General features: G+C 72.5%; 8 protein-coding genes. 3 read left to right on the top strand and 5 right to left on the bottom strand.

Annotated features, from left to right (window positions below; genetic code table 11):
- Positions 1-10: 10 nt before the first annotated feature.
- The 5 genes from rbsK to ACTWOL_RS09205 all read right to left on the bottom strand — a co-directional run bounded on the left by rbsK (position 11) and on the right by ACTWOL_RS09205 (position 6,014).
- Positions 11-937, bottom strand: coding sequence for a ribokinase (rbsK, locus tag ACTWOL_RS09225; RefSeq protein ID WP_474296105.1), 927 nt, complete (start codon positions 935-937; stop codon positions 11-13).
- Entirely contained in the window at positions 934-2,343 is a 1,410-nt protein-coding gene (locus ACTWOL_RS09220; protein ID WP_474296104.1) for an ADP-ribosylglycohydrolase family protein, read from the bottom strand. The genes rbsK and ACTWOL_RS09220 overlap by 4 nt, the downstream gene beginning before the upstream one ends.
- Entirely contained in the window at positions 2,340-3,530 is a 1,191-nt protein-coding gene (locus ACTWOL_RS09215) for an ADP-ribosylglycohydrolase family protein (RefSeq protein ID WP_474296103.1), read from the bottom strand. Before ACTWOL_RS09215 ends, ACTWOL_RS09220 begins: the two co-directional genes overlap by 4 nt.
- A gap of 253 nt (positions 3,531-3,783) precedes the next feature.
- Complete coding sequence (locus ACTWOL_RS09210) at positions 3,784-5,022, bottom strand: ADP-ribosylglycohydrolase family protein (RefSeq protein ID WP_474296102.1); 1,239 nt, start codon at positions 5,020-5,022, stop codon at positions 3,784-3,786.
- Positions 5,004-6,014, bottom strand: coding sequence for an ADP-ribosylglycohydrolase family protein (locus ACTWOL_RS09205; RefSeq protein WP_474296101.1), 1,011 nt, complete (start codon positions 6,012-6,014; stop codon positions 5,004-5,006). Before ACTWOL_RS09205 ends, ACTWOL_RS09210 begins: the two co-directional genes overlap by 19 nt.
- A gap of 227 nt (positions 6,015-6,241) precedes the next feature.
- Between ACTWOL_RS09205 and ACTWOL_RS09200 the strand changes: the two genes are divergently transcribed.
- The 3 genes from ACTWOL_RS09200 to ACTWOL_RS09190 all read left to right on the top strand — a co-directional run bounded on the left by ACTWOL_RS09200 (position 6,242) and on the right by ACTWOL_RS09190 (position 13,423).
- A complete protein-coding gene (locus ACTWOL_RS09200) occupies positions 6,242-6,964 on the top strand; it encodes a VIT1/CCC1 transporter family protein (RefSeq protein ID WP_474301126.1) in 723 nt (240 codons plus the stop codon).
- Positions 6,965-7,410: 446 nt separating this feature from the next.
- Positions 7,411-11,970: a glutamate synthase large subunit gene (gene gltB, locus ACTWOL_RS09195; protein WP_474296100.1), complete on the top strand. Its 4,560-nt coding sequence runs from the start codon at positions 7,411-7,413 to the stop codon at positions 11,968-11,970.
- Positions 11,963-13,423, top strand: a complete 1,461-nt coding sequence (locus ACTWOL_RS09190; protein ID WP_474296099.1) for a glutamate synthase subunit beta — start codon at positions 11,963-11,965, stop codon at positions 13,421-13,423. The genes gltB and ACTWOL_RS09190 overlap by 8 nt, the downstream gene beginning before the upstream one ends.
- The last annotated feature ends 63 nt before the right edge of the window (positions 13,424-13,486 follow it).

Genomic DNA, 13,486 nt, shown 5'->3' with positions numbered 1-13,486 from the left:
GCGCTCCGGTCTACGGGGACACCGCCGCCCCGCCGTCCTCGATGCCGTCGGCCACCGCCCGGTCGATCTCCGGACGGGTGGGCATGGAGGACGAGGCACCCGGACGCCGTACGGACAGGGCTGCGGCCGCCGAGGCCCACACCATCGCGTCCCGCACCGGTCTGCCCTCGACCAGCGCCACCGTGAGGGCTCCCACGAAGGTGTCACCCGCGGCGGTCGTGTCGACGGCGCGTACCCGGGGAGCGGGGACCATCACCGGTTCGGCACCACGGGCCGCGTACAGGCTGCCCCCCGCGCCCAGCGTGACCACCACTTCGGGTACCTGGCGGAGCAGCGCTTCGGCGGCGGCGCGCGGCTCCGTGGTGCCGGCGAGCAGGGCGGCCTCGTGCTCGTTCGGCACCAGGAGGTCCACGGCGGCGAGCAGTTCGGGCGGCAGCGGCTGGGCGGGAGCCGGGGTGAGGACGGTACGCACCCCGTGGCGGCGGGCCGCCTCGGCCCCGGCGATCACCCCGGCGAGCGGCAGTTCGAGCTGGAGCAGCAGCGCGTCGGCGCCGGCGATCACGGACTCGTCGCCGGGAGTGAGATGGTCGACGGTGCCGTTCGCGCCCGGGATCACCACGATCGCGTTGCCGCCGTCGTCGTCGACGACGATGTGCGCGGTGCCCGACGTGCCCTCGACGGTGCGCAGCAGATCGGTGTCGACGGCGGAATGCTCCAGGGCGTCCCGCAGCCGGGCACCGAACTGGTCGGTGCCGACCGCCCCGATCATCGACACCTCACCGCCGGCCCGGGCCGCCGCGACGGCCTGGTTGGCGCCCTTGCCGCCGGGGATGGTACGGAACTCCCGTCCCGTGACGGTCTCTCCGAGCTGCGGCGCTCTCGGGACATAGGCGACGAGGTCCATGTTGGTGCTGCCGAGCACCACGATGCCGGTCATGTGCGGACGTCCTCCAGGGGGATCCGGGCGCGCGTGAGTTGGGCGAGGGTGTCGAAGCCGATGCCGTCGAAGCCGCCGACGGTGGTGGCGAGCCGGTTCTTGAGCGGGGCCGTCCACCGTTCGGGCAGCCGGTCCGGGTGCCCCGCGAGCAGCCCGGCGAGGGAGCCGGCGGTGGCGCCGTTGGAGTCGGTGTCCCAGCCGCCGGAGACGGCACGGCAGATGGAGCCGGTGAAGTCGCCGCCGGCATGGGTGAGTGCCGCGCACAGCAGGGCGGTGTTGGGGATGACATGCACCCAGTGGTAGGTGCCGTAGGCGGTGTGGAGGCGGTCCACCACCTCGTCGAAGTCCTCGTACCGGGCGGCTGTGTCGATGCCCGTGCGGACGGCGTGGGCGAGCCGGGAGCCGGGCGGTACGACACACAGACCCGTGCGCAGGCACTGGTGGACGTCGGCCCTGCCCGTCGCCGCCTCGGCGAGCGCCGCGGCGACGAACATCGCGCCGTACACACCGTTGGCCGTGTGGGTGAGCGTCGCGTCGCGGTGGGCGCGGGCAGCCGCGGCCGCGGGGTCGCCCGGATGAGTCCAGCCGTGCATGTCGGCCCGGATCGCGGCGCCGATCCACTCCCGGAACGGATTGCGGTGGGCCGCGGTGAGCGGCGGCTCGAGTCCGGCGAGCAGATTGCGGTACGCGATGCGCTCGGCGGTGAAGGTGCGGCCGGCGGGCAGCTCGTCGAGCCAGAGCCGGGCCACATCGGCGGTGGTGAAGCCGTCTCCGTAGCGCTCGAGGAGGAGCAGGTTCAGCAGCGGGTAGTTGAGGTCGTCGTCCTCGGGCATCCCGTCGATGTTCTCCGCCAGCGATGTGGCGGCGGAGCGGCGGTTCCAGGGGTGCTCGGCCAGCAGCGCCGCGGGGACGCCCCTGGCGGTGAACCAGCCGCCGAGCGGCCAGTTGCCCGCGGCGCGGGCCAGCGCGCGGATCCCGTGGAGGGGGAGCTTCTCCACCGGCTTGCCGAGCAGGCATCCCGCGGCCCGGCCGAGCCAGGCGGCGTGGAGGCGGTCGTGGAGTGCGTCGTGCGGGGGTTCGCCACGGGGCCCGGCGGCCGGTGCCGCGCTTCGTGCGTCGTGGGGCCAGGCGGGGCTGGCGGCGATGATCCCGGTCAGGGCGGACGGCTCGTCCGGCGTCGACGGGCAGGGCAGCGAGGCCAGTTCGTCGAGCAGCGTCAGGGCGAGTGCCCTGAGGCGCGGGTCGGCGGGGACCGCGGAGGCCCCCGCGGCGGGCGGCGCCCCGGGGCCGCCTGCCGCGCGCCAGCGCCCGGCGATGTCGGACGCGTCCCGCCCGTCCTCGGTGGCCTGGCGCAGCTCATGACCGACCAGGTCCTCGGGCTGGACCCAGGTGAGCCGCAGGTTCACCGGGCGGCGCCCGTCAGCGGGGCGGCGTCGGAGAACCGGGTGAAGGCCGCCTCATGGGTACGACGGCGTTCCGTGTCCCGCGCGAAGACCTCCCGCGCGACCGCGGCGAGCTCCCGCGCCGGTGCGTGCAGATCCAGTCGGCTGGCCTCGGCGACGGTCTTCACCCAGTCCGGCGGGATGGGCTCCACGCCGTGCAGCGCGCCTGCGATCGCCCCGGACATGGTGGCGATGGAGTCGCAGTCACGGCCGTAGTTGACGGAGCCGAGGACGGTGCGGCGGTAGTCGCCGCCCCCGACCAGCAGCATCCCCAGGGCGACGGGCAGCTCCTCGATCGCGTGGAGCCGTGAGGGGCGGCGGGCCCCGAGGGACGGTGCCCGGTAGTCGGAGCCGACCGTGTCGAACGGCGCGACGGCCTCCCGCAGGGGGCGCAGCGCGGCCTCGAAGTCGGAGTGCGGGGCGGCGACCTCGGCCACGGCCTCGATCGCCGCACGGGTCCCGTCCTTGGCGAGAGCGAGACAGGTGTCGAGGACGGTGCCCGGGTTGGCGTCCGGGGCGCAGGCCGCGGCGACCGCCGCGGCGAAGACACCCGCCGCCTCACGGCCGTACGAGGACTGATGGGCGCCGGCGATGTCCAGGGCCTCGGCGTAGGCCGCCGCGGGGTTGGCGGCGTTGACCAGGCCGACCGGTGCCATGTACATCGCGGCACCGCAGTTGACGATGTTCCCGGTGCCGGCCTCGCGCGGGTCGACATGGCCGTAGTGGAGGCGGGCCACCAGCCACTTCTCGGCGAGGAAGATCCGCTGGAGGGGGAGGGCCTCGGCCTCCAGCTCGGGGATCCAGCGGGGTGTGGAGATCAGGTCGGGCACGAGGTGGTCGGCGACCGCGTAGGCGTCGAGGTGGTCGCGCACCGCCGCGTAGACGCGTACGAGGGCATGGGTCATCAGCGTGTCGTCGGTGATGTGCCCGTCGCCCTTGTGGTACGGGGCGATGGGGCGGGCGGTGCGCCAGTCCGCACCGTGCCAGGGGCCGACGATGCCGTGGACGCGGCCGCCGTGGCGTTCCACGATCTGCTCCGGGGTGTAGCCCTCGACCGGGCCGCCGAGGGCGTCGCCGACCGCCGCGCCGACGAGGCAGCCGGTGATCCGGTCCTCGAGCGCGGCGGGCGTCGGGAGCGCTGAGAGTGTCATGCCGGAATTGTCCACCCGGGGTGCTTGCGGGCGGGGAAGGCGGAGTCGGGGATTCGCCGCCGGGTGCGGGCGCGCGATGCACGGGGAGGGCGGGCGGATCGGACGGACCGGTGTGCGTGGGGAAGCCGGCGCGGGCGGGCGGCTCATGGGTGCACGGCCCGGCGCACGGGTGCGCGGGCCGCGTTACCGCCGGTGCTGCCCCGGACGGCAGGGACGTGGGCCTGTCGTCACATCTGCCGCGCACCGACAGGCCCTACCGGCGCACCACCGCGGCGGCGAGCAGCCCGGCGAGCTCCACGAGATCGGTGCCGGCGAGGTGGGGGAGGGCGCAGCCGGCGAGGACGCGGCAGGCGTCGCGCCAGGCGGTGGGGACGGCGGCGGCGCCGCCGAGCGCGCCGGTCAGCGCCCCGACGAGAGCGGGAGCGGAGTCGGCCACCCGGGACAGACAGGCGGCGGCCGGGATCGCTCCGGCGACCTCCCCGCGGGCGGCCGTGGCGAGGGCGAGCGCGACGGGTACGGTCTCGGCGGCGGCGATGCCGTAGCTGTAGACGTGGTCGACGATCTGGTGTTCCAGCAGGGGGACGAGGGAGAACGCGTCGTCGGCGTCCCGGGCGAGCTTGACGGCGTGCCGGGCGTTGCGGCCGATCTCGGTGGCTTCGGGGAGCCGGCCGAGAGCGGCGTCGACCGCGGCGTCGACGGGCGCCCCGCCGAGGGCGGCGGAGACGGCCGCGGCCATCGCGCGGGCGCCGTGGACACCGTCACCGTCCTGGGTGTACCGGGCGTCGAACTCGGCGAGAGCGGCGGCGGCCTGCGGGTCGCCGGGGTGGACGACGGCGAGCACCACGGCGCGGACGCACGCGGCGTCGTCGAAGTAGTGCGGGTTGTCGTGGCCGGTCGCGGGCGGACGCAGCCCGGTGGCGAGATTGCCCAGACCCGCGCGTACGGAGATCCGGGCGCGCAGCGGCAGCACCGCGGACTCGACCTCGGGGGCACGCGCCGCGGCCGCGGCGACCTTGCCGGCCAGGGAGTTCCAGGCGAGGTCCACGGCCTGACGCATCCTGCGGCCCAGTTCGGGGCCCGCGATGTCCTCACGGGCCGCGGCGAGCACGGTCTCGGCGGTGAAGGCGGCCCACTCCGCGTCGTCCGACGGGCCGAGCCGCAGGGGCTCCGGCGCCTGGTTCAGGGCGATCGGGACCGGGAGGGTCGTCGTCGCGTTCTGCTCAGCGAAGGTGTCGAGCTCACGCGTCAGCCGCCGGGTCCACTCGGGCATCCGGGCGGCCCGGTGCCGTGCGGCGGGCCATCCCGCGGCGTCGCCCGCGGCGAGGCCGAGGAGGAGGCCTTCGACCCGGGAGCGGTGGGGGTCCTCCGGATCCGGGTGAGGGCGGGCCCCCTCCCCGGGCCCCGCCTCGTCGTCCGGGGGCTCGAGCTCCGGAGCTGCTTCCGGGGGGTCGGCGATGGGTTCGGCTGCGGGGTCTAGTGGGCCGGGGGGCATGGGAGGGCCTCGGTGTCGTCGTCAGGGGTGAGCAGGTCGGCGATGTCGAGCACGTGGTAGCCCCGCATCGAGGGGAGGCAGCTGCCCCGGACCGGGCCGATCGCCTCGGCCCAGTCCCGGGGGATCGAGGTGACCCCGGACATGGCCCCGGCGAGAGCTCCGGCCAGTGCCGCGGTGGTGTCGGCGTCGCGGCCCATGTTGACCGCGGTGAGCACCGACGTACGGAAGTCGCCCCGGGCCGCCGCGAACGCCCCGAAGGCGAGGCCGACGGCCTCGGGGGCGAGATCCGTCCAGGGGTAGCCGCCGATGACGACGGCGGAGCGGACGGAGCGTTCGCGGGTGAGGGGGTCGGGGTCGGCCTGCTCCGCCGCGACGACCGCGCGCCGCATGGAGCGCGCGGTCCACGAGTCCATGGGGATGACGGACAGCGCCGCGCCGATCACCCCCGCGGGACCGGCACCCGCCATCGCGGCGGCGACTCCCGCCGCCACCGCCTGGCCGCCGTAGATGCCCTCGCCGTCGTGGCTGACACAGCCGTCGATGGCGACCAGGCGTGCGGCCTCGGCGGGATTGCCCGCCGCGAACACGCCGTAGGGCGCGGCCCGCATGGCGAGCCCGTCGCTCCAGGCGTGCCGGTGCTGGGCCGTGATGGGTGCCGCAAGCCCCCGCCGGAGGTTCTCCAGGGTCCCCCGCTCGCTGAAGCCGGCACCGCGGAACGGGCCTTCGTCGAGGTCCGCGATCCAGCGGTGCCAGGCTTTCTCGACATGTGAGACGGTCAGGGCGGAGCCGTGCCGGGCGAGCAGCAGCCCGGAGAAGATCGCGTACTCCGTGTCGTCCGTGCCCGCCGGGCTGTCCGTCAGGAAGCCCTCGATCCGGCCCCAGCGGCGGCGGATCTCGGACGGCCGCATGTTCTCGGCGGGCGCGCCGATCGCGTCGCCGACGGCCAGTCCGAGCAGTGCGCCGCGGGCCCGATCGCATGCGATCCACTCCAACGCGTCACCCCTTCGTGCGGCATCCGAGCCTGTTCCGGATATCTGCCACGCGGGGTGCGAGGTGCGCTGCCGGAGAGCTGCGTGTCACCCGGCTGACCGTAGGTAAGTAAAGCCTGCCTTGCTGGCGCGCCCCTTACATCGCGCGTACTTTCGAGGTGTTGAGGAGGGGCGGCCATCGCTTGATGGATCGCCACGGGGCAACACGGATCAAGGGGAGAACTGTGTCCATCATCGAGACCGGGGCGACGCTCCACGAGGCGCACCGCGACAATCACACGCACCGCGATGTGAACGGCGGCTGGCTGCGCCCCGCGGTGTTCGGTGCGATGGACGGACTCGTCTCCAACCTCGCCCTGATGACCGGAGTCGCGGGCGGCGCCGTGTCCCAGCAGACCATCGTCATCACCGGCCTCGCGGGCCTCGCGGCGGGTGCCTTCTCGATGGCGGCCGGCGAGTACACCTCGGTGGCCTCGCAGCGTGAGCTCGTCCAGGCGGAGCTGGACATCGAGCGCCGGGAGCTGCGCAAGCACCCGGTGGACGAGATGGAGGAGCTCGCGGCCCTGTACGTGGCCCGTGGCGTCGAGCCCGCGCTCGCCCGCGAGGTGGCCATGCAGTTGTCCCGCGACCCCGAGCAGGCGCTGGAGATCCATGCCCGCGAGGAGCTGGGGATCGACCCGGACGACCTGCCGTCGCCGGTCGTCGCCGCCGTCTCGTCCTTCGGCTCGTTCGCGCTGGGTGCGCTGCTTCCCGTGCTGCCGTACCTCCTCGGCGCCACCGCCCTGTGGCCCGCCGTCCTGCTCGCGCTGGTCGGGCTCTTCGCGTGTGGCGCCCTCGTCGCCAGGGTGACCGCCCGCGGCTGGTGGTTCAGCGGGCTGCGGCAGCTCGCCCTCGGCGGCGGCGCGGCGGCCGTGACGTATGCGATCGGTTCGCTCGTCGGGGCCGCGGTCTGACCCGGACCCGGATGGGCGCACCTGGCCCCGTCCGGGTCCTCACCGGTCCTCACCAGCCCAGAACGGCCTTCGGGTGTCCGCGCCCGGAGGCCGTCCCATGTCCTTGTGACGTACGTCCGGGTGTCGGATCGCCGTTCTCGGTGCGACACTGTGTTTGGCTCGAATGAGTCGCCGTTCCCCGGCGGTTTCGATTCCCTGCCCTCCGGGCATGAGCCGTAAGCGCCGCGGGCAATGAAGCCTGCTCTGTCACCGGGTCCACGGATGCCGATCTGTCCGTACCCGCCCCCACCTGCGCCGCTGCCCACCCCCAGCAGCCGGTGTCCGCATGCTGGAATGAGTTATCCACTTCTCGAGAACCACTCCATCATGTAACCTGCACGAAATTTCGCGAGGGCCAACGTCGTCCCTCGGCACTTGAACATGCCACGACGACGACGGGAGAGCCGATGCGTTCCGACGCCTGGTCGCCCATGGACGGTCGCCCCGCCCCGCAGGGGATGTACGACCCCCGTAACGAGCACGACGCCTGTGGCGTCGGGTTCGTGGCCACCCTCACCGGTGTAGCCAGCCATGAGCTGGTCGAGCAGGCGCTGACCGTTCTGCGCAACCTGGAGCACCGCGGTGCCACCGGATCCGAGCCCGACTCGGGCGACGGCGCCGGCATCCTTCTCCAGGTCCCGGACGCGTTCTTTCGTGAGGTCGCGGACTTCGAGCTCCCCGATGCCGGTGCGTACGCCGTCGGTATCGCCTTCATCCCCGAGGGCACCCAGGACGCCGCCGTCTCACAGATCGAGACGATCGCCGGCGAGGAGGGGCTGAACGTCCTCGGCTGGCGCGAGGTGCCCGTCGCCCCCGAGCTGCTGGGCGCCACCGCCCGCTCGACCATGCCGGTCTTCCGCCAGCTCTTCGTGGCCGACGGCGTCAACAGCGGCATCGCCCTCGACCGCAAGGCCTTCGTGCTGCGCAAGCGCGCCGAGCGCGAGGCCGGTGTGTACTTCCCGTCGCTCTCCGCGCGCACCGTCGTCTACAAGGGCATGCTGACCACCGGCCAGCTCGAGCCCTTCTTCCCGGACCTGTCGGACCGCCGCTTCGCCACCGCCGTGGCCCTGGTCCACTCCCGGTTCTCCACCAACACCTTCCCGAGCTGGCCACTCGCCCACCCGTACCGCTTCGTCGCCCACAACGGCGAGATCAACACGGTCAAGGGCAACCGCAACTGGATGCGCGCCCGCGAGTCCCAGCTGGTCAGCAACCTCTTCGGCGAGGGAGACCTGGAGCGGATCTTCCCGGTCTGCACCCCCGACGCCTCCGACTCCGCCTCCTTCGACGAGGTTCTGGAGCTGCTCCACCTCGGCGGCCGCTCCCTGCCGCACAGCGTCCTGATGATGGTCCCCGAGGCGTGGGAGAACCACGACTCGATGGACCCGGCCCGGCGGGCCTTCTACCAGTACCACTCCACGATGATGGAGCCCTGGGACGGCCCGGCCTGTGTCACCTTCACCGACGGCGTCCAGGTCGGCGCGGTGCTCGACCGCAACGGTCTGCGTCCCGGCCGCTACTGGGTCACCGACGACGGTCTCGTCGTGCTCTCCTCCGAGGTCGGCGTCCTCGACATCGACCCCGCGAAGGTCGTCCGCAAGGGCCGCCTCCAGCCCGGCCGGATGTTCCTGGTGGACACCGCCGAGCACCGCATCATCGAGGACGACGAGATCAAGTCGGCCCTCGCCGTGGAGCAGCCGTACCAGGAGTGGCTGGAGGCCGGTGAGATCGAGCTCGAGGACCTCCCCGAGCGCGAGCACATCGTGCACACACACGCCTCCGTCACCCGCCGCCAGCAGACCTTCGGCTACACCGAGGAGGAGCTGCGCGTCCTGCTCGCCCCGATGGCCCGCGCCGGCGCCGAGCCGATCGGCTCCATGGGCACGGACTCCCCGATCGCCGCGCTCTCCGAGCGCCCGCGGCTGCTGTTCGACTACTTCACCCAGCTGTTCGCGCAGGTCACCAACCCGCCGCTGGACGCCATCCGCGAGGAGCTCGTCACCTCGCTGCACTCGTCGCTGGGCCCCGAGGGCAATCTGCTGGAGCCCAACGCGGCCTCCTGCCGCTCGGTCACCCTGCCCTTCCCGGTGATCGACAACGACGAGCTGGCCAAGCTCATCCACATCAACGCCGACGGCGACATGGCGGGCATGAAGGCCGCGACGCTCTCCGGTCTGTTCCGGGTCTCCGGCGGCGGTGACGCGCTCGCCGCCCGCATCGAGGACATCTGCGCCGAGGTCGACGCCGCCATCGAGAGCGGCGTTCGGCTGATCGTGCTCTCCGACCGGCACTCCGACGCCGAGCACGCGCCGATCCCGTCGCTGCTGCTCACCGCAGCCGTGCACCACCACCTGATCCGCACCAAGCAGCGCACCCAGGTCGGTCTGCTGGTCGAGGCCGGCGACGTCCGCGAGGTGCACCACGTCGCGCTGCTCATCGGCTACGGTGCGGCGGCCGTCAACCCGTACCTCGCGATGGAGTCGGTCGAGGACCTGCTGCGCGCCGGTACGTTCATCGAGGACATCGAGCCCGAGCAGGCCATCCGCAACCTGATCAAGGCCCTCGGCAAGGGCGTGCTCAAGGTCATGTCCAAGATGGGCATCTCGACCGTGGCCTCCTACCGCGGCGCGCAGGTCTTCGAGGCCGTCGGTCTCGACGAGGCCTTCGTCGGCCGGTACTTCGACGGCACCGCCACCAAGATCGGCGGCGCCGGGATCGACGTCGTCGCCAAGGAGGTCGCCGCACGTCACGCCAAGGCGTACCCGGCCAGCGGTATCCCCTCGGCGCACCGCGCGCTGGAGATCGGCGGCGAGTACCAGTGGCGCCGCGAGGGCGAGCCGCACCTCTTCGACCCGGAGACGGTCTTCCGGCTGCAGCACGCCACGCGCAGCAAGCGCTACGACATCTTCAAGAAGTACACGGACCGGGTGAACGAGCAGTCCGAGCGGCTGATGACGCTCCGCGGCCTGTTCGGTCTCACGTCCGACCGCGAGCCGATCTCCATCGACGAGGTCGAGCCGGTCAGCGAGATCGTCAAGCGCTTCTCCACGGGCGCCATGTCGTACGGCTCCATCTCCAAGGAGGCGCACGAGACCCTCGCCATCGCCATGAACCAGCTGGGCGGCAAGTCCAACACCGGTGAGGGCGGCGAGGACCCGGACCGCCTGTACGACCCGGAGCGCAGGTCCGCCATCAAGCAGGTCGCCTCCGGCCGCTTCGGCGTCACCTCCGAGTACCTGGTCAACGCCGACGACATCCAGATCAAGATGGCCCAGGGCGCCAAGCCCGGCGAGGGCGGCCAGCTGCCCGGTCACAAGGTCTACCCGTGGGTGGCCAAGACCCGGCACTCCACCCCCGGTGTCGGCCTGATCTCCCCGCCGCCGCACCACGACATCTACTCCATCGAGGACCTGGCCCAGCTGATCCACGACCTCAAGAACGCCAACCCGGCCGCCCGCATCCATGTGAAGCTGGTGTCCGAGGTCGGCGTCGGCACGGTCGCCGCGGGTGTCTCCAAGGCGCACGCGGACGTGGTCCTCATCTCCGGCCACGACGGCGGCACCGGCGCCTCGCCGCTCACCTCGCTGAAGCACGCGGGCGGCCCCTGGGAGCTCGGCCTCGCCGAGACCCAGCAGACCCTGCTGCTCAACGGACTGCGCGACCGCATCGTCGTGCAGACCGACGGCCAGCTGAAGACCGGCCGTGACGTCGTCATCGCCGCGCTGCTCGGCGCCGAGGAGTTCGGCTTCGCGACCGCGCCGCTCGTCGTCTCCGGCTGCATCATGATGCGCGTCTGCCACCTGGACACCTGCCCGGTCGGCATCGCCACCCAGAACCCGGTGCTGCGCGAGCGCTTCACCGGCAAGGCCGAATTCGTCGTGAACTTCTTCGAGTTCATCGCCGAGGAGGTCCGCGAGCTGCTCGCCGAGCTCGGTTTCCGCAGCATCGAGGAGGCCATCGGCCACGCCGAGCTGCTGGACACCACCAACGCCGTGAACCACTGGAAGGCCCAGGGCCTGGACCTGGCGCCGCTGTTCCACGTGCCCGAGCTGCCCGAAGGCGCCGTACGGCACCAGCTGGTCGAGCAGGACCACGGCCTGGAGAAGGCCTTGGACAACGAGCTCATCAAGCTGTCCGCCGACGCGCTGGCCGCGGCCTCGGCCGAGGAGGCCCAGCCGGTCCGCGCCCAGGTCGCGATCCGGAACATCAACCGGACCGTCGGCACCATGCTGGGCCACGAGGTGACCAAGAAGTTCGGCGGTGCGGGCCTGCCCGACGACACCATCGACATCACCTTCACCGGCTCGGCGGGCCAGTCCTTCGGCGCGTTCCTGCCGCGCGGTGTCACGCTGCGCCTCGAGGGTGACGCCAACGACTACGTCGGCAAGGGCCTCTCCGGCGGCCGTGTCGTCGTCCGCCCGGACCGCGGCGCCGACCACCTGGCCGAGTACTCGACCATCGGCGGCAACACCATCGCCTACGGCGCCACCGGCGGCGAGCTGTTCCTGCGCGGCCGCACCGGCGAGCGCTTCTGCGTCCGCAACTCCGGCGCGCTGGTGGTCTCCGAAGGCGTGGGCGACCACGGCTGCGAGTACATGACCGGTGGACACGCCGTCGTGCTCGGCGAGACGGGCCGCAACTTCGCGGCCGGTATGTCCGGCGGTATCGCCTACGTCATCGACCTCGACCGTGACAACGTCAACACCGGCAACGCGAACGCCGTCGAGGCGCTCGACGACACCGACAAGCAGTGGCTGCACGACGTCGTGCGCCGCCACCACGAGGAGACGGGCTCCACCGTCGCCGAGCGGCTGCTGGCCGAGTGGCCGATCGCCGTCGAGCGCTTCAGCAAGATCATCCCGACCACGTACAAGGCAGTGCTCGCCGCCAAGGACGCCGCTGAGCTCGCCGGTCTCTCCGAGCGGGAGACCACCGAGAAGATGATGGAGGCGGCGACCAATGGCTGACCCCAAGGGCTTCCTGACCACCGGGCGCGAGGTCGCCGAGACCCGTCCGGTGGGCGAGCGGGTGAAGGACTGGAACGAGGTCTACGTCCCCGGCTCCCTGCTGCCGATCATCAGCAAGCAGGCCGGGCGCTGCATGGACTGCGGCATCCCGTTCTGCCACAACGGCTGTCCGCTCGGGAACCTGATCCCCGAGTGGAACGACTACGCCTACCGCGAGGACTGGCAGGCCGCCAGCGAGCGGCTGCACGCCACCAACAACTTCCCGGAGTTCACGGGCCGGCTGTGCCCCGCCCCGTGCGAGGCGGCGTGCGTGCTCGGTATCAACCAGCCCGCGGTCACCATCAAGAACGTCGAGGTCTCGATCATCGACAAGGCGTGGGACGCCAATGACGTCAAGCCGCAGCCGCCCGACCGGCTGTCCGGCAAGACGGTCGCGGTCATCGGCTCGGGCCCGGCGGGTCTCGCCGCGGCCCAGCAGCTGACCCGGGCGGGCCACACCGTCGCCGTGTACGAGCGCGCCGACCGCATCGGCGGACTGCTGCGTTACGGCATCCCCGAGTTCAAGATGGAGAAGCGGCACATCAACCGGCGTATCGAGCAGATGCGCGCGGAGGGCACCAAGTTCCGCACCGGCGTGGAGGTCGGGCGCGACATCGACGCGGCCAAGCTGCGCCGGCGCTACGACGCCGTCGTCATCGCGGCCGGTGCCACCACCGCCCGCGATCTGCCGGTGCCGGGCCGCGAGCTGAACGGCATCCACCAGGCGATGGAGTTCCTGCCGCTCGCCAACAAGGTGGTCGAGGGCGACTACGTGGCGCCGCCGATCACCGCCGAGGACAAGCACGTCGTGGTCATCGGCGGCGGCGACACCGGCGCGGACTGCGTCGGCACCGCCCACCGCCAGGGCGCCGCCTCGGTCACCCAGCTGGAGATCATGCCGCGGCCGGGCGACGAGCGGAACACGGGCCAGCCCTGGCCGACGTTCCCGATGCTCTACAAGGTGACGTCCGCGCACGAGGAGGGCGGCGAGCGGGTCTACTCCGTCTCCACCACCCACTTCGAGGGCGACGAGGACGGCAACGTCCAGTTCCTGCACCTCGCCGAGGTCGAGTTCGTGGACGGCAAGCTGACCCAGAAGCCGGGCACCGAGCGGAAGATCCCGGCCCAGCTGGTCACCCTCGCCATGGGCTTCACCGGCACGGACGTCCAGAACGGCCTGGTCGCCCAGTTTGGTGTCGAGCTGGACGAGCGCGGTAATGTGGGGCGCGACGCGGACTTCGCGACCAACGTCGACGGTGTCTTCGTCGCCGGTGACGCGGGCCGCGGCCAGTCCCTGATCGTCTGGGCCATCGCCGAGGGCCGCTCGGCGGCCCGCGGAGTGGACCGCTATCTCACCGGTGCGAGCGAGCTTCCGGCCCCGATCCGCCCGACGGACCGTGCCCTGATGGTCTGACGCACCTCCATAGACTGCCCGTACAAAGGCGTACGGAACAGATGCGGCGCCTGCCCTGTCCCC

It is taken from the genome of Micromonospora sp. IBHARD003, from assembly GCF_056106285.1.
Note: the sequence above shows the minus strand (reverse complement) of the source record. Positions and strands in the feature narration are given on the sequence as shown.

What these genes read in the sequence shown, in the direction of transcription:
- ACTWOL_RS09190 (WP_474296099.1), top strand. Translation starts at nt 11,963, where the DNA reads ATGGCTGACCCCAAGGGCTTCCTGACCACCGGGCGCGAGGTCGCCGAG.
- gltB (WP_474296100.1), top strand. Translation starts at nt 7,411, where the DNA reads ATGCGTTCCGACGCCTGGTCGCCCATGGACGGTCGCCCCGCCCCGCAG.
- rbsK (WP_474296105.1), bottom strand. Translation starts at nt 937, where the DNA reads ATGACCGGCATCGTGGTGCTCGGCAGCACCAACATGGACCTCGTCGCC.
- ACTWOL_RS09215 (WP_474296103.1), bottom strand. Translation starts at nt 3,530, where the DNA reads ATGACACTCTCAGCGCTCCCGACGCCCGCCGCGCTCGAGGACCGGATC.
- ACTWOL_RS09210 (WP_474296102.1), bottom strand. Translation starts at nt 5,022, where the DNA reads ATGCCCCCCGGCCCACTAGACCCCGCAGCCGAACCCATCGCCGACCCC.